This is a genomic window from Streptomyces noursei ATCC 11455, from assembly GCF_001704275.1.
GTDB lineage: Bacteria > Actinomycetota > Actinomycetes > Streptomycetales > Streptomycetaceae > Streptomyces > Streptomyces noursei.
In genome coordinates this window covers 8,269,130-8,288,369 of record NZ_CP011533.1, presented here as the reverse complement: position 1 = coordinate 8,288,369, position 19,240 = coordinate 8,269,130, and the positions used below count along the sequence as shown (strand labels likewise).

Here is a 19,240-nt window from a genome sequence, read left to right as displayed (position 1 = left end):
ATCCGTCCTTCTAGCTCGCGGAGATCTTCTTCTGGACGAATCCGTCGATCGCGTTCAGCGAGACGAAGACGTTGGTGAGGATGTCCTCCGAGGTGATCTTCAGGGAGAACTCGGACTCCAGGAACTTCATCATCCTGACGTAGCCGAACGAGTCGATGACACCTGCCTTGAACAGGTCGGTGTCCGGGGTGATCGTGTCGTCGAACTCGAAGAGGAAACGGTCCTCCAGGTACTTACGGATGCTGTCCGTCGTCGTCATCAGTCACGCTCCAGCCTTGATCTTGTACACCATGTGGGAGAGGGCCAGGCCCCCTATTTCGTCGAATTCCAGCCCGTCGTCGCCGTCGAGCAGGGTGCGGACGCTGTCGGTCCACCGCACCGGGGTCACCAGCTGTTCCGCGAGCATGCGGGCCGTCTGTCCCGGCTCGTACGGCCGGGCGGTGACGTTGGAGATGACCGGGGTGGCGGGTTCGGCGAAGCTGAACTGCGTCAGGAATTCGGCGAATCGCACCCGGGCCGGCTCCATGTACCGGGAGTGGAACGGCGCACTCACCTTCAGTGGCACGAAGCGGATCTCCCGGCGTGCCAGGCAGTCGTGCGCCGCGGTCAGTACGGGGGGTGTGGCTGCGATGACGACCTGCGAGCCGGTGTTGAAACCGGCGATGTCGACACCGTCGACACCGTCGTCCGCGAGGATCTGCAGCAGCTTCTCCGCCGGTGTGTCCATCACCGCGGTCATGCCGCCGTCGGAGGCCGCCGCCATCAGCTCGCCGCGCTTGGCGACCAGCCGCAGCCCCGTTTCGAAGTCGAAGACACCGGCGGCGAGCAGGGCGTTGTACTCGCCCAGGCTGTGCCCCAGATAGCAGTCGGCCGGCCGGTCCTCGCGGTGCACCCGCTCGAACGTACGCAGCGCGTTGACCGCATAGAGCGCCGGCTGGGTGTATTCCGTGCGGGCCAATAAGTGGTCCGGATCCTCGGTGCACAAGGAAACGAGGTCGTACCCCAGCACATCCGAGGCGAACTGCACCAGCCCCGGATAGCGCTCGAACACCTCACCCCCCATTCCCTTTTCCTGGCTTCCCTGGCCTGCAAACATAACCGCCAGCACGACACTCCTTTATCTTGCGACAGCCTGCGAGAGGGGTCATCGTCCGGATTCAAAAAGCTAGGAAAGCGCCGGCATCACACGGCGGAACTCGACGCCAACTCCGGTGGAAGTAAGCTCACTTCGACCAGGCTCACATCGTTTCGCCAGCGCCGCACCGCGGGACCTTCCGGGTCATGCAATCGATTTCACACCGCAGCCGAGCGAAACCACCGACCTCAGCACTTGGAGGAAGGCCCTACCGCGACTGCTCATGGTCAGATCGGGCATCATGGCCACGCCGAGCGAAGCCGAAGGCACCTCACCGGCGATCTCGACCGCGCACACCGTTCCACCGTCCAACGTCGAGGTGTGCGCGGCGCGTTGATACATCAGGCCGAAGCCGGCGCCGGCGGCCACCAGCCCCCGCAGCGTCTCCAGACTCGTCGTCGTGATCACCCGCGGCATGCGGACGCCACGGTCGGCGAACACCGCTTCGCGGTGTCGGAGAACGGCCGGGTCGTCCAAGGTGACGAGCGGGCGGGCGGCCAGTTCGTCCAGACCGAGCGAACCGGCCGCGCTCATCGGGTCGTCATCGGCCAACAGCGCATGCATCGGCAGGGCGACCAGCGGACGGAACCTGGCCTCACCCGCCAAGAAGTCATAGGTCACGACTACTTCGCATCGGCCGTCTTGCAGGAAGGTCAGGAGTTGCCCGGCGGACGCCTCCAGAACGTTCAGTTGCAGCGCCGCATACCGCTCTCGTGTCATCCGGTGGACCGGGGGCAGCAGGAACGGGGCGAGCGAGGAGAGGAATCCCACGTCGAGGGGGCCGGCGGTGTCACCCGCCAGGGCATCGCCGCGCGCCTTCAGGCTCCGGGCCTGCCCCAACAGTGCGCGTGCCTCGCGCAGCAGGTGCCGGCCGCTCGGCGTGAGCGTGACCCCACGGGCGTGATGACGGAGCAGGAGTTGCACGCCCAGTTGGCGTTCCAGCCTCATCACGGCCGAGGAAACGGTGGACTGCGACGCGCTCAGCTTCTCCGCCGCCTCCGATATGTTGCCCACTTCCGCGGACACCACGAAGTAACGCAGTTGCGTGAGACTGAAGCCCAGGTGATCTATCACAGTGCACGTCCGGAGGGCTTTTTCCGGATTCTGGCCGCGCGCACCTCGCATTCGGCGACACTGCCGCCGAGGGCCGTACGGACATGGGTGACGCGCTGCCGACGGACCATGTGCAGGTCGAAGGTCCGGCGGGCCGGGGCGCGGCGGGGTAACTCGACCGGAGTCCGGCGCAGGCCGGCGGTGACCATGGGTGAGACTCTCCTCGACTTCGATCGACGACAAGCAGGCGGTCTCCCCGCTGCCCAGGGCAGGGCGCCCTGACCAGCGTGAATGGATGTATTCTTGCGACCTTCTGACCGCCGAGTCGTCGGTCGTGCTCAGGATCGCGTCCGGATTCGGTTCAAGATGGGTGTGGAACAGGCCGTGAGGACGGCGGAGTCGGCTGCAACGTCGAAGAACAGCCGGGCCGACAGCGTGGGGGGTATCAGCTTCTTCGCGAGGGGGGAATATGAGTGCGCCTGTTGAACTCCCAATCTCTCCGTTACGGCGGCGCCACGAGAATCGATCCCAACGGTCGATCCAGGTGCGGCCGTCGCTCCTGGCGTTGGCGATCACCATAATCGGACGTCTGCGCGGCCGGAAGACGAAGTTTTAGGACGCCCTCATCATTTGGACACGTGTGAATCGGCCAACGGGATTGCTCGATGATTCAAGCGCGGCAGCGCGGTACGGCGGTCGTCCCGCCGTCGCGGAGACCTTTCGCCGCGTCGCCACATCGCTTGAAATGGCGGGCCCGGTGCGAAAGTTGGGCGCACTCCACGACCACATCTCGATGTTACCGCCGGGAATCGCCGACGGCGCCCCGTCGGGTGTTCGACGGGGCGCCGTCGGCGCCATTCCGGCCAATGGTGTCGCGCGCCGGCGGTGAGGTGGGTGTCTTGTATCCGCCCGACACCGCTCGACGTCAGTTGTCCGCGGGGCGTCGGGCACACCAACTTCCCGGTCCGACCAGTGGTCGTCCGCGCGTCGGGTGAGGGCGGGGACGAGCAGGACCGCGACTGTCCGCGGCGCGCGGCGAAACCGCCTGGTGGAGGGCGGTCGTCACTCGCCGGGGGCGAGGGTGCGCGCGACGATGCGCGCCGCGTCCGCGATCAGCGCCTCGTCCACCGGGGCGTCCTTGGTGGATTTCGTCGACAGTACGGCCAGCACGATCGGGGTGCTCCGGCCGGTCCAGGCCACACCGACGTCGTTGGCGGACGCGTAGTCACCGGTGCCTGTCTTGTCGCCGACCACCCAGTGTTGCGGCAGTCCGGCGCGGAACCGATGCTCGCTGGTGGTGTTGCCCTTGAGCCAGGTGACGAGTTGCTCGCGCGCGTCGTGGGTCAGCGCCCGGCCCAGCGCCAGCCGCCCGTAGCTGGTGCCGAGCGCCTCGGGCGTGGTGGTGTCGCGCGGGTCGCCGGGGACGGCGGTGTTGAGATCGGGCTCCCAGCGGTCGAGCCGGCTGGTCGGGTCGCCGATCGACCGGAAGAACCGGGTGAGGCCCTCGGGCCCGCCGAGCTGGCGCAGGAGGAGGTTGCCGGCCGCGTTGTCGCTGTACTGGATCGTGGCGGCGCACAGATCGCCCACCGTCATGCCGGTGTCCACGTGCTCCTGGGTCTTCGGCGAGTACGGCAGGATGTCCCTGGCCGGATAGTGGATCACCTTGTCCAGCGGCGCGCAGTGCGCGTGGTCGCGGAGGACCGCGGCGGCGGCGACCGTCTTGAAGGTCGAGCACATCGCGAACCACTCCTGCGCGCGATGGGCGACGACCTGACCGGTGCGGGCGTTGCGCGCGTACACCCCGAGGCGCGCCGCGTACCGCCGCTCCAGATCACGCAACTCCGCGGCCGCACCACGCAGTTGGCCGGAGCCAGCGGCCGAGGCGGCCGACGACGACGCGGCGGAGGCGAGTACGGCGGTGGACGCGGCGAGGCCGGCCTTGAGCAGGCCGCGTCGGTGCAGCGGGCTGGCACTGGTCATGTGCGAGGGTCTCCGGTTTCGTCCAGGGGGAAGTTCTCGGAGCCCCGACCGAGCGAAGCTCCGACGAGGAACAGCGAAGCAGCCGGCCCGCACCCATGTCCAAGAGTGAAGATTGAATGCCTCATAACTTCTTGATATGACTCCAGGATGGACCTGCTCGCACACCTTGAGGCGTATGTCGCCGCCGTCGACGAGGCGAGCTTCTCGCGCGCCGCCGAGCGGCTCGGCATCGCCCAGCCCCTGCTCAGCCGGCGCATCAAGACGCTGGAGGCACACTTCGAGGGCCAGCTCTTCGACCGTTCGCGGCGCCAGGTCGCGACCACCGAACTGGGCGTCCTCCTGCTGCCGTACGCCCGGGACGTCCTGGACCGGGCCCAGCGGCTGCGGCATGTGGCCCGGTCGGCCCGGCGGTCGGCGGCGTGCGGCGTCGGCGTGCCGGCGGACTGCGGTCCGGCCGCGCTGGCGCGGGTCATCCGCGCCGGGGTCGAGCGCGGCACCACGCTCGGCATGCGGGAGTTGCCGCCGGCGGAACGCGAGGCGGGCCTCGCCGACAGCTCGCTGGCGTACGCACTGGTACGGGTACCCCCGGAGCACGCCCCGCTGCGGGTGCCGCTCGGCCTGGCCTCCGCGCCCTCGGAGACGCCGGACGGCGCGCGCCCCGCGTCGCCGGCGGACCCACCGCGGACGCGTCGGCGCACCGTCCACCTGGAGGATCTGCGTCCGCGGCGGGTCAGCGGTGCGGGACACCGGCGGCCGGCGGCCGTCCCGATCCTCACCACGGTCGAGGACCACGTCGGCTATGCGCAGGACCGGCTGCGCCGTGCCGTCGCGCGGGCCGGACTGCCGGAGTCCACGGTCCGGCCGGCCGGGCCGATGGCGACCGCGCTCGCCGAGACCCTCGCCGGACAGGCGACGCTGCTCTGCGCCGAGCCGTTCGCCCGACAGCACGGAGCGCGCTGGGCCGCGCTGGGCGATGTGTCGCTGCACCGGGGTTACGACCTGCGCGCGGCGCACCGTGGCCGTGGCCCGGCGAAGGTGCCGCAGTGGCTGTGCGCGCTGTTGGCCACCGCGGTGGGCGCCGTGCCGGACGAGCCGACCGCGGCGGTGGCCCGGGCCGTGGGCGAGGACGGCCGGTCCCGACTGGCGGCACACGGATGAGCGCCCGCCACACGCCCGGTCCCGCCTGTGTCGCCGACGACGCGGACCTCTTCGACGTGGCCGAGGCGATCGCCGCGGAGTGGGCGGACCTTGGTGTCCGCGGCTCGTTCCTGGCCCGGCACATCGACACCGGCGAGCAACTCGGCTTCGACGTCGAGGAGTCGGTGCCACTCGCCTCGGTGGCCAAGGTCCCGCTCGCCCTCGTCACGCTGGACCGGATCGCGACCGGGGAGCTCGACGCGGCCCGTCCCGTGCTCGTCGACCCCGCCACCAGCAGCGTCGGGCCCACCGGGCTGGCGGCGTTCCGCCACCCGGCCACCGTGGCCGTCGGCGACCTCCTGCTGCTGATGCTCTCGGTGAGCGACAACGCCGCCGCCGACACGCTGTTCGGCCTCGTCCCGGCGGAGGAGGTCGACGCCCGCCTGCGCGCATGGGGATGCACGGGCATCCGTCTGCGCCACCGGCTCAACCGCATGTACGAGTGCGCCGCCGGAGCCGCCGGCAACGACTTCTCGCTCGCCCTGGAGCTGGCCATCCGCGACGACCACTCGGGGCGGCACACCATCGAGACGTTGGATCCGGCGCACGCCAACGTCGGCACCGCCACCGGCCTGGTCGACCTGCTGCAACGGGTCTGGCGGGACGACATCGCCCATCCCGACGCGACCGCGGAACTGCGTCGGGTGATGGGGCATCAGGTATTCACCCATCGCCTGGCCAGCGAACTGCGTGCGGACACCATCAGGGTGAGCGGCAAGACCGGCACCTTTCTGCACCTGCGCCACGAGATCGGTGTGGTGGAATCCGAGCTCGGCGACCGGGTCGCGATGGCCGCGCTCACCCGCTCCGACCGCCGGGCCAACCTCGCGCCGGACATCGACCTGGTGATCGGCACCAGCGCCCGGCTGGCCTTCGAGGCGCTGCGTCGTTGACGCCCCGGCCGGCCGGATCGCGGCACCATTTCGCGCGAAACCGCAGTTCATCAGGGGGACGTCAAGAGGCGTGAAGGGCCCTTGCGGCGGGCTGCGGCATGGCATTCGATGGCGGGGTGAAAAGCGTCTGGCTCCCGCTCGACCACCCGCCTCATCCGATGGGGCCGTCTCGCGCATCGCGCTGCCCGGAGACGTCCGCCTCCCGCTGACGCGTCTCCCGCATCCTGCTGCGACGCCGGATGAACCCCGTTTCCCCGCGCCGCAGTCACCCCTCGACCGTTCGTCGGCCACACCACCTGACGACCATTCAGCGTGCCGAGCCGCAACGCGAAGAAGAGGACAGATCCACCGAGCGGGGCGGACCCGAGGCCCGGGATCCGAGGTCCGACACCCAAGGTCCTGGATCCGAGGTCCGGCCCCGCGACAGCCACAAGGAAACGCCTGTGATCGAAGTCTTTCCCAGTCAGCTCCCGCACTGCGCCGACTGGTTCGTCGACGGTCCCCCCGGAGCGGCCGCCCTGGCCGAGCACGCGCTTCTCGCGGGCACCGGTCGCTGGTGGGCCGACCGTGTCCACGCCCCACGTGCCGTGGCCGTCTCCTGCGCCGACCACGTGCTGTTCCGCGGGGACCCCACCGCGCTGGCCCCCCTCTCCCTGGCCGGGTTCGCCGCGCACTACGCCCAGGCGCCCGACCGCTTCCTGCCGCTCCTGGGCAGTTCGTTCGATCTGCTCGTGCCCTGGGAGCGGATGGTGTATCTCCAGCGCGAGCCGCTGGCCGCCACGCGCCCGCCCCGTGGTGTGAAGGTGCGCCGTCTGCTTCCCCAGGACGCCGAGGCGGTGGGCGCGCTGGGCGCGGACGCCGCCTGGATCCATGCCAGTTGGGGCGGCCCGGCCGGGCTCGCCGCCTCCGGACACGGCTGGGCCGCCTTCCAGGAGGGACGGGTCGTCGCCGTTGCCTGTACGTACTTCCGCGGCACCAGGTACGAGGACGTCGCCTGCGTGACCCTCCCCGAACATCGACGGCAGCGACTGGCCCTGGCCTGCGTCACCGCGCTGTGCCGGGACATCGCCGCCCGTGGGCACATCCCGAGTTGGACCTGCTCCCGCGACAACCGTCCCAGTCGGCTGCTCGCCTGGACCGCCGGCTTCCGCCTGGCGGACGAGTACGTGCACCATGCCACGGGGCAGCCGGTACGGCACACGGCCGGACTCGTCGCCTGACGCGCCTCGGCAGCGGGAAAACGACCGGGAGGCGTCATGGAACCGTCAGAGACCCCCGTCCCCACGCAAGGGACCCGCCAACACCGCGCGATCGCCTGGCCGCGGTCGCTTCGATGGCAGAGAAGTGGACGTGGCAGAGCGCAAGGAGCTGAACCCATGAGAGCCAACCCCATGAGAGCCGACCTCATGAGCAGACCTGCCCTACGCGTCGTGGCGGGTGTGAGTGGTTCGCTGGGAAGTCTGACCGCTCTGCACCGGGCGGCCTCCGAGGCGCGCGTCAGGGGCGCGGCGCTGTCGGCCGTGCTGGCCTGGGAGCCGCCGGGCGGCGACATCCCCCATCGCGGCGGCCCCTGCCCGACGAGCACCGCCGCCTGGCGCGGCATGGCGGCCGACCGGCTCACCGAGGCCCTCGATACCGCCTTCGGCAGCGCCGGACCCGGGGTTCCGCTGGAGCGGCTGGTCGTGCTCGGCAAGCCGGGCACGGTCCTGCTGGCGGTCGCCGATCAGCCCGACGACCTGCTCGTGATCGGGGCAGGTCCGCGCGGGCGACTGCGTCGGGCGATGTGGCCCTCGGTGGGCCGCTACTGCCTCGCGCACGCCCGCTGCCCGGTGCTGGCCGTGCCGCCCTCGCCCCTCCACCGCACGCTCGACGCCGTACACCGCCGCAATGCGTGGAAACTCCCCCTCGACACCCAGGGGTTGACCGAGATCCGCTGACCCTCCGACCTTCCGACCCTCCGCCCGCCCATCAGCGCTCGGCCATCGCTTCGTCTCCGTCGTGCCCAGGCCGTACCAAGGCGTGGTGGCGCAGAAAGTTCCGCACCCGGCGGTTCCACTCCTGTGGTTGTTCCCAGTAGGCGCTGTGTCCGGCGTACGGCATGAGGTGGAACTCTGCGTTCGGCAGGTGGTCGGCCACCCGCTGCATGACCGGCGGCGGGGCGTAGCGGTCCTCGTCGCCGGCGAGCACCAGCACCGGGACGGACGGCAGGCGTGCCAGGCGCGTCAGGGTCAGGGGTTCGCGTACGGACTGGTAGGAGCCGTGGTCCCGGGAGTCGCTGCCCCGTGTCATCGCCAGGAAGCGGCGCACTCCTTCGGGGTGGGCCGCGCGGTAGGTCCGGCCCAGTTCCTTCTCCTCGGTCGGGAGCCGGGGGAGGTCGGGATCGACGTACCGGGCGCGGAATCGGACGGATGCGGGATCGACGAGCCCGCAATAGCTGGTGGAGACGACGAGCGCGGCCAGGCGGGTCGGGTTGTCGAGGGCGTACTCGGTGGCGCAGACGGCGCCGCGCGCGGTGCCGACGAGCGAGAACCGCGGCAGTCCGAGTGCGTCCACCAGGGCTTCGAGGTCGGCCGTCATGGATCCGGCGGCCTGGTGCTCGGGGGCCGAGCGGGTCCGGCCGAAGCCGCGCATGTCGTAGGTGACGACCCGGTGGCCGGCGGCCTCGAACAGCGGGCGCTGCTCGGCCCAGCAGGTGCCGTTGCCGGCCAGGGCGTGCAACAGCACGAGCGGCGGGCCGTCGCCGCCGCTGTCCTCCACCCAGAGTCGGGCCTCCGGCACGTCGATGTACGGCATCCGATCACTCCTCGCCGGAGCCCGTGGGCGACCGGGGCAGCGGATGAACGCCGCCGAGCGGGCCACGGCCGCGGCGGCGGGCGGGCGGGCTGTCACATGTTCGGGTGGTCGGGCACCGGCGAGGCCGCGACGGCGTCGTCGAGGATCTGCTCGCGCACCGAGTCGATCAGCTTGTTGACGGCGGTGGCCACGGAGAGGATCTCCTCGGACCGCTCGGAGCCGACGATCCGGCCGGTCGACGCGTCGAGAAAGGCCATCGCCTTCCGCATGAGGGTGCGGGCCTCCGGGGTGGTGGGCAGCGCGTCGGCCCTGATCAGGTTGAGCATCGTCTCCAATGCCCCGGCCAACGCGCGGACGGCTTCCCGCATCTGGGCTTCTTCGGAACTCATGCACCCTACGATCGCGGACCGGCCCACCGCTGTCACGGGGGCGATTTCCGTCCGAGGGACCGGAATCGAACGCTTGGGCCGCGCGACGCGCGCGACTACGCTCCGCGTGGATCGTACGACGGAGGAGGCGATGCGGGCGTGGGTTTCTCGGCGGGGGAAGCGGAGTGGCGGGCTCGTCTGGGCACGCTGCGGCAGGTCGTGCGCCAGGAACTGGTCTCCCGGCAGCTCGCCGCGCATCTGCCGGACCTGCCGCCGCGGCGGGTGCTGGACGTCGGTTGCGGTCAGGGCACCCAGGCCCTGCGGCTGGCCCGTCGGGGACACATGGTGACCGGGCTGGACGCCTCGCCCCGGCTCCTCGACGACTTCCGCGCCGCGTTGGCCGAGGCGCCGGTGGAGGTCGGCGACCGGGTGCGGCTGGTCGAAGGGGACGCCGAGCGGTTGGCCGATCTCTTCGCGCCGTCCGGTTTCGATGTGGTGCTGTGCCAGGGCGTGTTGATGTATTTCGCGGATCCCGGTCCGCTGTTGGACGCCGTCGGGCGGGTCCTGGCGCCGGGCGGGATCGTCTCGCTGCTGGTGCGCAACGGCGATGCCCTGGCGATGCGGCCCGGCCTGCTGGCCGACTGGGAGGGCGTGGAGCAGGCGTTCGAGGGCGACTCCTACCGCAACCGAATCGGTGTGCGGGCGCGTGCCGATCGGCTGGAGGAGCTTGCGGCGGCGTTGGCACGGCGTGCGATGCCGGTGCGGCAGTGGTACGGGGTGCGGGTGTTCACCGACGCCGCCGCGTCGGATGCGGCACTGCCGGACGCGGCGACGCTCGACGCCGTTCTCCGCTGCGAGGAACGTGCCGGCCGCACCGATCCCTATCGCCGGGTGGCGGCGCTGCTGCATGTGATCGCCGAGCGTCGCTAGGGCCTGTCGTCAGGGCGCGGGATCCGTCACCGGGTAGGGGACGAAGGTGCTGGTGTGCTGGTCGATGCGGAGGGGGCGGTCGGGGGGTGGGGCGGCCCCCGCTGCGGGCAGTCGAGGCGTTCGCAGACCCGGCAGCCCATGCCGATGGGGGTGGCGGCCGAGGCGTTGGCGAGGTCCAGGCCGTCGGAGTAGACCAGCCGGTGGGCGTGCCGGAGCTCGCAGCCGAGGCCGATGGCGAAGGTCTTGCCCGGTTCCCCTCAGCCGCCGCGGCGGCGCTCGCCACGGTGCGGCTGGACAAGGAACGCGAGGCCGAGGACGGCTTCGACTGGGCCTGGGTGGCCCATCCCGGCCTGGTGCCGGTGTGCCGGGCGGCGTTCGACGAGGTGCTGGGCGCGCGCCCGCACCAGCTGGACCGCACCCGGGACGAGGTGGCGGTGACGGCGGCGGACCTGCTGTCGGTGCGCCGGACCAGCGGGCCGCCCACGCCGGACGGGGTCCGGACGAACACCGCGGTCGCGCTGGGCTACTTCGATGCCTGGCTGCGCGGACAGGGGGCCGTCGCGCTGGACGGCGCTCGCCGACGCGCTGCCGCCGTTCTTCACCTCCGACGCCTACGCCCGCCACCTCGCGCCGGGCCGCGCGGCCGACCGCGGCGCCCACGCCGGGTAGCGGGATCGAGACGCCTGGCACCACCGGGCTGAGGGGCCCGGTGGCACCCGGCGGTCGAGGGGGCCGTCGGAACCGCCAGGAGAGGGCGGGAAGTGCTGCTTCGGCGCTTCCCGCCCTCGGCCCGTCGCGGGCGCGCCCGACGCATGGCACCCCGGCGCCGGCACCGGGGGAGCCGGCACACCCACCGGCAGCTACGCCTTGGGCAGGGTGAAGCAGAAGAGCTTGCCGGACCGGCTGGCGAAGATCCGGTCGTCGACGGGGAACGCCGACCAGGAGCCGGAGCCGCCGCTGACCGGGTACTGCCAGACCTGCCGGCCGGTCTCGGCGTGGAAGCCGTACAGCCCCTTGGGTGCCGCGGCGAGGAACAGCTCGCCCGCCGCGCCCAGGAACTGCAGCGTGCCGAGGCCGGCGCCGGCCGTCCAACGGGCCGCCCCGGTACGGGCGTCGACGGCGTGCAGGACCGTGTCGAGATAGCAGACGGTGCCACCGGACCGGTCGTAGCCACGACTTCCCCGGGCGGCGGTCCGCACGCTCCACAGGGCCTTTCCCGTCGTCGGGTCGAAGGCCGCGAGCAGCCCGCTGGTGGCGCCGCTGGCGCCGGTGCCCGGGTAGCAGAACAGGATGTCGTCGTGCAGCCGCAGGGACCCTTCGTACATCATGAACTGGCTGTTCGTCGGCGGCAGTTGTGTGCGCTGGCGCCAGCGCGTGGCGCCGTCGGCCGGATCGAGGCCCAGCAGGTTCATGTCGCCGTCGATGGCGTAGAGCACCTTGCCCTTGGCCGGCGGGTAGAGGGCGACGAGGTCCTTCGACCACAGCGCGGTCCCGGTGTCCGGGGCGAGGGCGGTGTATCCGTTGAGCGTCGCGGTGGTGGACGTCTGCCCGGCGCCGCCCCAGACGATCACCCGGCCCGTCGGGGTGGTGCCGACCACCGCCAGTCCGCCCTTGATCGGTGCCTGCCAGCGCACGGCGCCGGTCGCGGCGTCGAGGCCCTGGAAGCGCCCGCCGTTGTCCATGGTCACGACCAGTGAGCCGCCCGCGAACTCCAGGTGCGGCGCGCCCGTTCCGGTCGGGGGCGCCGTCCAACGCTCCTTCCCGGTGCGGCCGTCGACGGCGTGGACCCTGCCGTCTGTGCGCACGGTGTAGACGCGTTGGTCGTCGGCGCGGGCGGCGGTGTTCTGACCGCTGAGGTCCTTCCACAGGAGCGTGCCCCTGGCCCGGTCGAAGCAGGCGCCCGAGGTCTTCCCGGCGCACAGCAGCGTGGACGAAGTCACCGCCATGAGGTCCATGTCGGGCTGTGGGAGGTCGGCGGTCCAGGAGAGTTCGGGGCCTGCGGGCGGGTCGCCGTCGCGCGAGCGGAGCAGCAGGAAGGTGCCTCCGGTGGCGGCGGCCACGGCGAGCGCCGCGCCGCCGAACAACATCCGGCGCCGGCTGACCAGGGACGTGCGCACCTCCTCCTGGAAGCTGCGCTCCGACTCGGCCACCTGGAGCTCGACCGCGCCGAGCCAGCCCGCGGTACCGGTGGGGCGCAGCCACTGCTGCAGCTGCGCGATGGTCGGCCGGCGGGCCGGGTCCTTGTCGAGGCAGGCGGCGACGGTGCCGAGCAGGCCGTGCGGGACGCCGTCCAGCACGGGCGCCTCATGGGTGGCGCGGTAGAGCAGGGCGTGGGCCGCTCCGGTGCCGAAGGGCGGATTGCCGGTGGCGGCGTAGGCGAGCACGGCGCCCAGGGCGAACACGTCGCTCGCGGGCGTGAGTTCGGCTCCGGTGGACTGCTCGGGCGACATGAAGCCCGGCGAACCGATGATCTGGCCCTGCGCGGTGAGCACGGTGCCGTCGACGGCCCGGCTGATGCCGAAGTCGATGACGCGGGGCCCGTCGAAGGTGAGCAGGATGTTGGACGGCTTGAGGTCGCGGTGGATCAGCCCCGCACGGTGGATGGCGGCCAGTGCCTCGGCCAGGCCCGCGCCGAGCACCCGCAGGGTGGCCTCGGGCATGGGCCCGTGCGCCTCGATGGCGTCGGACAGCGCGGGGCCCGGGACGTACGCGGTGGCCAGCCAGGGCTGCGGCCCGTCGGGGTCGGCGTCCACGACGGGCGCGGTGAAGGCGCCGCCGACGGCGCGGGCCGCGTCCACCTCGGCCTTGAAGCGTCGTCGGAAGTCGTGGTCGGCGCTCAGTTCGGAGCGGACGACCTTGACGGCGACGGCGCGGCCGCTGCGCGACGCGGCCAGGTAGACGCGGCCCATGCCGCCCGCGCCGAGTTCCCGCATCACGCGGTACGGGCCGATGTGGGTGACAGCGGTGTCGGTCCGCGTGCTGGGCGTCGTCGTCATCTGGGGTCGCTCCGGAAGGCGTACAGGGTGGTGTCGGATGCCGCGTAGAGGGTGGTGCCGCTGATCTGCACGCGCCACGCGGTGGTCTTGTCGCCGGCCTCGGCACCGGAGGCCCGGTGCGCCCAGAGGACCTTGCCGTCCGCGGCGCCCAGCACCAAGAAGCCCGGGGTGTCGGCGCCGAACAGGGGGTAGGCCAGCAGGGACGCGGAGACGGCCGGGCCCGGGTCGGATGCTCCGGCGGGAGCCAGGGACAGCGGGCTCGCGGTGTGCCACCGCTGCTTGCCGCTGCGGGTGTCGAGGGCGAAGACGGTGCCCTGGCCGTCGATGGCGTAGGCCGTCGTGCCCAGGACCGTGGTCCGGTCGAGGCGGGTCGGCTCGTCGACGGCGGTCCACAGCGTCCGGCCGTCGGTGGCGCGGAACGCCTGCACCTTGGTGCTGGTGACGAGCAGCGCGTTCCCGTCGGTGGTCAGGTCCGGGTAGTCGCCGGGCCGCAGCACGTCCCGGACCGTCCAGCGCACCGTGCCGGTCCGCAGGTCCAGGCCGTGCAGGTCGCCGGCGTCGTGCAGGAAGCAGGTGCGGCCGTCGGAGTGGGCGTGGAAGTCGCTGCCGGCCACCTTGCGGGACCACAGCACCTTCCCCGCGGCGAGGTCCACCGCCGAGACGCCGTAGCCCGTGTCGCCGCTGGTGCCGAGGAGGGCGACCGCATCGGTGGCGTGGAAGACGTCGTTGATCTGGGCGGGGAAGCCGCCCGGTGGCCGCTCGGTGACCGCGTGGCTGAACTTCAGGGCGCCGCTGCCGTCCAGGCCGAGCAGATAGCCGCGGTCGCCCAGGGCCGCCGCGAACAGCGTCGATCCCCGCACCCCGAGCCATTCGGGCCTGCCGCTGACGTCGGACGGCATGCGGGGCGCGGCGGTCCAGCGCTCCGCTCCGCTCGTGGCGTGGTAGCCGATCGCGGTGGTCCGGTCCCACCGTACGAGGGTGTCGCCGAGCAGCCTCAACTGACCGTTCTGCAGCTGCCGCAGCGGGCGCGACCACTGCGGCGCCGGACCTGCGGGCACCGTGGCGCCCGGCCCGATCGTGGCGCCCGCGGGCCGGCCCGGGGCGCCGTCGGGCTTCGCTCGCCCGCCGGCCAGGGCCGCGGTGCCGGCGGCCGCCGCGGCGGCGCCGCCGGCCAGCGCGAGCCATACGAAGCGGCGGCGGCTCGGCCGGCTCGGGGCCGCCGTCGCCTCCAGCGGGGTGACCGGCACCGGAGGCGCGGTGACCAGGACGCCGGCGTGTGCCGCTCGCGTGGCGAGGTCCTCCCGCAGTCCCGGTACGAGCAGCGCGGCGGGGTCGGTGGTGCCCAACGCGGTCAGCACCGCGGTGGTGGCCGGCCGGCCCGCCGGGTCCTTGGCCAGGCAGGCCGTCACCAGGGGACGCAGCGCGTCGGGTACGCCGGTGAGCTGCGGCGGGGCGTGCACGGCCCGGTAGACGACCTCGGTGGGGCTGCCCGCGCCGAAGGGGCCCTGCCCGGTGGCCGCGAAGACCAGGACGCAGCCGAGGGAGAAGACGTCGGCCGCCGGACCGGCCTCGCGGCTCGACACGATCTGCTCGGGGGCCATGAAGCCGGGCGTGCCCATGACGGTGCCCGTCCGGGTCAGCTGCGTGGCGTCCGCGGCCCGGCTGATGCCGAAGTCGATGACGCGCGGGCCGTCTTCGGCCACCAGGACGTTCGCGGGCTTGAGGTCGCGGTGGACGACGCCGGCGGTGTGGATGGCCAGCAGCGCCTCGGCGAGGCCCGTGCCCAGTGCCCGCAGGGCCGGGTCGGGCAGCACGCCGAAGCGGCGTACCACGTCGTGCAGGGACGGTGCGGGGATGTAGGCGGTGGCCAGCCAGGGTTGGGGGGCGTCGGCGTCCGCGTCGAGCACCGGCGGGGTGAAGAAGCCGCTCACCTTGCGGGCGGCGTCCGCCTCGCGCCGGAAGCGCCCGCGGAAGTCCGGCGTCTCGGCGTACTCGGGCCGGATGACCTTCAACGCGACCAGGCGCGAGCCCGGCGATCTGGCGAGGAAGACCCGGCCCATGCCGCCCTCGCCGAGGAGTTGGAAGACCTCGTAGGGGCCGATCCGGCCGGGGCCCTGCTGCTGCGGGGCCGACGGGTGCGGCTGCGGTCGGGTGGGCTGCGGAGGGGGCTGCCGGAGCGTGGCGTCGTCGCCGCGGCCGTGCTGGGGTGTGTCCACTGCGCGGTGGCGGGTCAGCTGAGCGAGCCGAGCACGTCACGGGCGGCGGCGAGGGCGGCGTCCTCGGCCTGCTGCTGGTTGATGCCGGAGCGCCCGGGATCGTAGGTGTAGCTCACGGTGTAGGCGGCGTTGCCCGAGCGGACGATCACCGTCGCCTCGGCCAGGTTCATCGGTGGCTTGTCGACGCCGTGGACGAGGTATGCCTCGTCGCCGAAGCCGCCGATCGACCGCGAGTCGGTGACCTTGCGCATCTTGGCCAGGGCGAAGAGCGCGGAATGCTTCTTCATGTCGTACAGGCTCTTCGCCGCCGGGCCGACCGTGAGGTCCACGTTCATGTGCAGCATCGCGCCGCCGGAACCGAAGGGCGTCTTCCAGCCCGGCATCCTGGTGATCGTCGCCGCCATGGTGGCGTTGTCGAACTGCGAGGGCTTGCACTCGGTTCCGGGCGCGATACGGGCGACGGTGGCCGCCTTGATCAGCTGGCAGCCCTCGGGCGCCTTGGTGTAGGTCTTCCCCTCCGGCGCCCCGGCCCCCGGGCCCGGCGAGGTGACGGCTCCGCCGGGGGCCTGCCCCGCCGCGGTACCGGTGCCGTCGCCCCCCGACAGGGCGAGAGCCACGCCGACGACCGCGGCCACGGCCAGCGCCGCGCCGCCGCCGATCAGCCACGGCCGGGCACCGCGGGGCGGGCGCCCCGCGGCCGGAGCGCCGCCGTCCGGCAGCGTCGACGGGGCCGGCTGCGACCAGGCCGAGGGCACACCCGGCGCCCCGCCCGGGACCGGCGACGGTGCCTGGCCCGGCATGGGCGGCACTGCCTGGTCCGGGGCCTGCGCCGCCGGCGCCCCGCCGGGCGCCCCCTGCCGGAGGGGCTGGGTGGGGCGGTTCTCGACGTAGCCCTTGCGGGGGTCCGGCTGGGAAGTCTCACTCACGGGGCAACTCGCCTTTTTCCGTTCCGATTTCGCCGCCGGGAGCGCCATGGTCAGGTCCCATGGCCCGGGCCCGGGACGAGGACGCCCCAACGCCCCGAGGCGACGTGGGGAAGTCTGTCGCCGGGCGATGTCATGTCGATGAAATCTCGCTGACGTGACCGACGGACCGGGTGCGGCGGGCGGCGGGCGGCGGGCGCCGGGGCGGGGCGCCGGGCTACCCGGCGGTCGCCGGCACCGCCCGCTGCCCTGGTCCCGCGTACGAGGCCGGCGGCCGGATCGGGGCCTTGTGGGCGAGTTGTTCGTCGCATGCCCCTCGGGAGCCCTGATCGAGCCGGTGATCACTGCGGGGAAGGACCGGCACCCGCGTCCAACGCACCGATCGCCGACGACGACCCCAGCGGCTGCGCCCTCTCCGGGTGCCGTTCCCGCCAGCGCGCGTATGCGGGGCTGGCGGCGCAGCTACCCAGGTAGCCGTCGCCCACGCGCCGCAGGATCGCCTCTCCGTGCCGGGCCAGCGGGCCGTCCCGGCGCCAGGCCAGCACATGGCGGTACCACAACGGGTTTCCGGTCAGCGCGCGGACGGCGACGCCGGGTACTTCGATGAAGGTGGCCTGGCACAGGCTCACCGCCAGGCCCGCGCGGACGATCTCGACCAGCTGCCGCCCCTCGGCCTCATACGGGATACGGGGATGGCGGTCGGCCAGAGTGAAGATGGACGACCAGTACTCCCGCGTGCGGTCGCTGTCCGGCCGGGGCGCGGCCCAGTCCTCTTCGGCCAGCCGGACCAGGCTGACCTCTTCCTGGCCGGCCAGCGGGTGGGTCGCGGGCAGCAGCGCGAAGACGGGCTCCGTGACGAGCGGGTGCAGGAGCACCCCGTCGCGGGGCGGGGATTCCTGGCCTGGGTGGTCGCCGAGGACTGCGGCTTCCAGACGGCCGGCGCCGAGGTCGTCGAGCAACGGGGCGGGGGCGTACTGGCAACGAGAGGTCACCTCCGCGTCGGGCATCGACTCCCTTACGGCAAGCAGGAGATGGCCGAGGAGCGGGGCGCCGACGGAGCCGATGCGCAGACGGGTGGGGGCCGTGGCGCGCCGTACGGCCCGGTCGGTGTCGGCGAGGAGCTGGTCGACGCCCGGCAGGATGGCGTGTGCCCGGGAGAGGACGAGATCGCCCAGCGGCGTGGGCGCGGCCCCCGCACGTCTGCGGTCGAACAGCGTGCCGCCCAGGAGGGTTTCGATACGCCGCAGCTGGGCGCTCAGGCCCGGCTGGGTCATCCGCAGCGCCGCGGCGGCCCGGGTCAGACTGCCGGCCTCGGCAATGGCGCACACCACCCGCAGGTGCCGAATCTCCAGATCCATGGCGCGGATGTTATGGACCGGTGGGAGGTTCCCGGCAGGGCGTCATGCCCCTCAGTCTTATGCGAAATGTCACACCCTACCCACGTGGAGGTTTCCGGCCGTGAGATTCCTGGCCATATCCCCCGGGAGGCGAGCGGCGCTGCTGTCCGCGGTGCTCGCCGGTCTGCTGCTGGTCGTCTGCGGGATGACGCACGCCAAGGCGTCCCCGATGTCCGAGCGGGCGTCCCCGGCGTCCAAGGCCGTGTCCACGCCGCCCCCGTCCCGGGGCCACGCCGCCGCCTGTGCGCTGCCGGGCACGACCGGGTGGACGGACGAGGGCCACCACACCGACTACTCCGTCTTCCAGCGCCCCGCCGGGACCGTCAAGGCCGCCATGATCTTCGTGGACTTCCCGGACGCCCCTGCCACCGAGTCCCCGGCCGACGACGCCGCGCAGGTCACGCCTGGCGCGGACTGGGTGTGGCAGGCGTCGTACGGCAAGGCGTGGTTGGCCATCACCCAGTACCCGCACTGGGTGCGGATGCCCCACGACTCCACGGACTACCACTTCCAGCGCGGCTTCAGCCACGAGACGCACGAGGCGTACATCAGGGACGCGGTGGCCGCCGCGGACCCGGGCGTGGACTTCTCCCGGTACGACATGGTGTACGTCATGCCGACGAGGAACGCCTCGGCCATCTCCTTCACGCCGACGTACATCTACGAGCCGGGCACACCCGGCGTCGTCGCCGACGGCAAGCGCATCAAGTGGTCCGTCACCTTCGGCCAGGACATGTGGCACTGGGGTCCGAAGCTGATCGGCCACGAGACCGCGCACACCTTCGGGCTGCCCGATCTGTACGCGTTCGACGTGCGCGACGACGCCCACCGCTTCGTGGGCGGCTGGGACGTCATGGGCCTGATCAGCGGCGCCGGGCCGCAGTACTTCGGCTGGGAGTCGTGGAAACTCGGCTGGACCCGCGACGACCAGGTCGTCTGTCGGGCCTCGGCGGGCAGCGACACGGTCCGCCTCACCGCCGTCGAGTACGGCGACGGCACGAAGATGGCCGTGATCCGCACCGGGCCCACATCGGCCTACGTGGTCGAGTCCCGGCGCGCGGTCCGGGCGGATGCGGGCCTGTGCGCGACCGGCGCCCTGGTCTACAGGGTCGACTCGTCCGTCGAGACCGGCAAGGGCCCCGTCCAGGTCATGGACGCCAAGCCCGGCGCCACCCCGCCGAGCGGCTGCCGGCCCCTGGACGACGCACCGTACAAGGCCGGTCAGTCGTTCACCGATCCCGGCGCGGGGGTGCGGATCGACGTGCTCCAGGCGGATGGCGCCGGGGACACGGTGCGCCTGACCAAGTCGTAAGTCGCGTCGCAGGAACGGCAGTCGGCGACGACGGTTGTGCCCTGGCA

General features: G+C 72.5%; 16 protein-coding genes and 2 pseudogenes. 7 read left to right on the top strand and 11 right to left on the bottom strand.

Features of this window, described 5'->3' with window-relative positions:
* Window positions 1-10 precede the first annotated feature (10 nt).
* From SNOUR_RS35490 to bla, 4 genes are all read right to left on the bottom strand, one after another.
* The gene (locus SNOUR_RS35490; protein ID WP_067355338.1) at window positions 11-259 is read right to left on the bottom strand and encodes an acyl carrier protein; all 249 of its coding nucleotides are present in this window, start codon (window positions 257-259) and stop codon (window positions 11-13) included.
* 3 nt (window positions 260-262) lie between these two features.
* Window positions 263-1,096: an acyltransferase domain-containing protein gene (locus SNOUR_RS35485; RefSeq protein WP_268254040.1), complete on the bottom strand. Its 834-nt coding sequence runs from the start codon at window positions 1,094-1,096 to the stop codon at window positions 263-265.
* A gap of 183 nt (window positions 1,097-1,279) precedes the next feature.
* Window positions 1,280-2,260: a LysR family transcriptional regulator gene (locus tag SNOUR_RS35480; RefSeq protein WP_312634686.1), complete on the bottom strand. Its 981-nt coding sequence runs from the start codon at window positions 2,258-2,260 to the stop codon at window positions 1,280-1,282.
* Window positions 2,261-3,250: 990 nt separating this feature from the next.
* Window positions 3,251-4,168 (bottom strand): class A beta-lactamase, encoded by a 918-nt coding sequence (gene bla / locus SNOUR_RS35470; RefSeq protein ID WP_067355327.1) that lies wholly within the window; start codon window positions 4,166-4,168, stop codon window positions 3,251-3,253.
* Window positions 4,169-4,315: 147 nt separating this feature from the next.
* Between bla and SNOUR_RS35465 the strand changes: the two genes are divergently transcribed.
* From SNOUR_RS35465 to SNOUR_RS35450, 4 genes are all read left to right on the top strand, one after another.
* Entirely contained in the window at window positions 4,316-5,326 is a 1,011-nt protein-coding gene (locus tag SNOUR_RS35465; RefSeq protein ID WP_067355324.1) for a LysR family transcriptional regulator, read from the top strand.
* On the top strand, window positions 5,323-6,258 hold the full coding sequence (locus SNOUR_RS35460; RefSeq protein WP_067355322.1) for a serine hydrolase: 936 nt from the start codon (window positions 5,323-5,325) through the stop codon (window positions 6,256-6,258). The genes SNOUR_RS35465 and SNOUR_RS35460 overlap by 4 nt, the downstream gene beginning before the upstream one ends.
* A gap of 443 nt (window positions 6,259-6,701) precedes the next feature.
* A complete protein-coding gene (locus SNOUR_RS35455) occupies window positions 6,702-7,478 on the top strand; it encodes a GNAT family N-acetyltransferase (RefSeq protein ID WP_067355321.1) in 777 nt (258 codons plus the stop codon).
* A 186-nt stretch (window positions 7,479-7,664) separates the two neighbouring features.
* On the top strand, window positions 7,665-8,195 hold the full coding sequence (locus SNOUR_RS35450) for a universal stress protein (RefSeq protein ID WP_067359050.1): 531 nt from the start codon (window positions 7,665-7,667) through the stop codon (window positions 8,193-8,195).
* 31 nt (window positions 8,196-8,226) lie between these two features.
* On the opposite strand, the gene SNOUR_RS35445 is transcribed toward SNOUR_RS35450, so the two are convergent.
* Both SNOUR_RS35445 and SNOUR_RS35440 read right to left on the bottom strand, forming a co-directional pair.
* A complete protein-coding gene (locus SNOUR_RS35445; RefSeq protein ID WP_067355319.1) occupies window positions 8,227-9,051 on the bottom strand; it encodes an alpha/beta fold hydrolase in 825 nt (274 codons plus the stop codon).
* Window positions 9,052-9,143: 92 nt separating this feature from the next.
* Window positions 9,144-9,440 carry a hypothetical protein gene (locus tag SNOUR_RS35440; RefSeq protein WP_067359049.1) on the bottom strand — a complete coding sequence of 99 codons (297 nt, stop codon included), beginning with the start codon at window positions 9,438-9,440 and terminating at the stop codon, window positions 9,144-9,146.
* 138 nt (window positions 9,441-9,578) lie between these two features.
* On the opposite strand from SNOUR_RS35440, the gene SNOUR_RS35435 reads away from it, so the two are divergent.
* Window positions 9,579-10,349 (top strand): class I SAM-dependent methyltransferase, encoded by a 771-nt coding sequence (locus SNOUR_RS35435; protein ID WP_312634678.1) that lies wholly within the window; start codon window positions 9,579-9,581, stop codon window positions 10,347-10,349.
* Window positions 10,350-10,358: 9 nt separating this feature from the next.
* Here the strand turns inward: SNOUR_RS35435 and SNOUR_RS43680 are convergent.
* Window positions 10,359-10,606, bottom strand: a pseudogene (locus SNOUR_RS43680) (short-chain fatty acyl-CoA regulator family protein); the annotation flags it as partial.
* On the opposite strand from SNOUR_RS43680, the pseudogene SNOUR_RS35430 reads away from it, so the two are divergent.
* A pseudogene (locus SNOUR_RS35430) lies at window positions 10,604-10,939 on the top strand (malate synthase A); the annotation flags it as partial. The pseudogenes SNOUR_RS43680 and SNOUR_RS35430 sit on opposite strands and share 3 nt — an antisense overlap.
* Before the next feature lie 270 nt (window positions 10,940-11,209).
* On the opposite strand, the gene SNOUR_RS35425 reads toward SNOUR_RS35430, so the two are convergent.
* From SNOUR_RS35425 to SNOUR_RS35410, 4 genes are all read right to left on the bottom strand, one after another.
* Complete coding sequence (locus SNOUR_RS35425; RefSeq protein WP_067355314.1) at window positions 11,210-13,345, bottom strand: protein kinase domain-containing protein; 2,136 nt, start codon at window positions 13,343-13,345, stop codon at window positions 11,210-11,212.
* Entirely contained in the window at window positions 13,342-15,561 is a 2,220-nt protein-coding gene (locus SNOUR_RS35420; RefSeq protein ID WP_067355311.1) for a protein kinase domain-containing protein, read from the bottom strand. The genes SNOUR_RS35425 and SNOUR_RS35420 overlap by 4 nt, the downstream gene beginning before the upstream one ends.
* 14 nt (window positions 15,562-15,575) lie before the next feature.
* Window positions 15,576-16,487 carry a hypothetical protein gene (locus SNOUR_RS35415; protein ID WP_312634674.1) on the bottom strand — a complete coding sequence of 304 codons (912 nt, stop codon included), beginning with the start codon at window positions 16,485-16,487 and terminating at the stop codon, window positions 15,576-15,578.
* Between the two features lie 338 nt (window positions 16,488-16,825).
* Entirely contained in the window at window positions 16,826-17,842 is a 1,017-nt protein-coding gene (locus SNOUR_RS35410) for a LysR family transcriptional regulator (RefSeq protein WP_067355309.1), read from the bottom strand.
* A 100-nt stretch (window positions 17,843-17,942) separates the two neighbouring features.
* On the opposite strand from SNOUR_RS35410, the gene SNOUR_RS35405 reads away from it, so the two are divergent.
* A complete protein-coding gene (locus SNOUR_RS35405; RefSeq protein WP_067355306.1) occupies window positions 17,943-19,193 on the top strand; it encodes a M6 family metalloprotease domain-containing protein in 1,251 nt (416 codons plus the stop codon).
* Window positions 19,194-19,240: the final 47 nt, after the last annotated feature.

Bases quoted from the DNA above. Each gene is read 5' to 3' on its own strand.
- SNOUR_RS35440 (WP_067359049.1), bottom strand. From the start codon at position 9,440: ATGAGTTCCGAAGAAGCCCAGATGCGGGAAGCCGTCCGCGCGTTGGCC.
- SNOUR_RS35460 (WP_067355322.1), top strand. From the start codon at position 5,323: ATGAGCGCCCGCCACACGCCCGGTCCCGCCTGTGTCGCCGACGACGCG.
- SNOUR_RS35490 (WP_067355338.1), bottom strand. From the start codon at position 259: ATGACGACGACGGACAGCATCCGTAAGTACCTGGAGGACCGTTTCCTC.
- SNOUR_RS35450 (WP_067359050.1), top strand. From the start codon at position 7,665: ATGAGCAGACCTGCCCTACGCGTCGTGGCGGGTGTGAGTGGTTCGCTG.
- bla (WP_067355327.1), bottom strand. From the start codon at position 4,168: ATGACCAGTGCCAGCCCGCTGCACCGACGCGGCCTGCTCAAGGCCGGC.
- SNOUR_RS35445 (WP_067355319.1), bottom strand. From the start codon at position 9,051: ATGCCGTACATCGACGTGCCGGAGGCCCGACTCTGGGTGGAGGACAGC.
- SNOUR_RS35425 (WP_067355314.1), bottom strand. From the start codon at position 13,345: ATGACGACGACGCCCAGCACGCGGACCGACACCGCTGTCACCCACATC.
- SNOUR_RS35410 (WP_067355309.1), bottom strand. From the start codon at position 17,842: ATGGATCTGGAGATTCGGCACCTGCGGGTGGTGTGCGCCATTGCCGAG.
- SNOUR_RS35465 (WP_067355324.1), top strand. From the start codon at position 4,316: ATGGACCTGCTCGCACACCTTGAGGCGTATGTCGCCGCCGTCGACGAG.
- SNOUR_RS35480 (WP_312634686.1), bottom strand. From the start codon at position 2,260: ATGCGAGGTGCGCGCGGCCAGAATCCGGAAAAAGCCCTCCGGACGTGC.
- SNOUR_RS35485 (WP_268254040.1), bottom strand. From the start codon at position 1,096: ATGTTTGCAGGCCAGGGAAGCCAGGAAAAGGGAATGGGGGGTGAGGTG.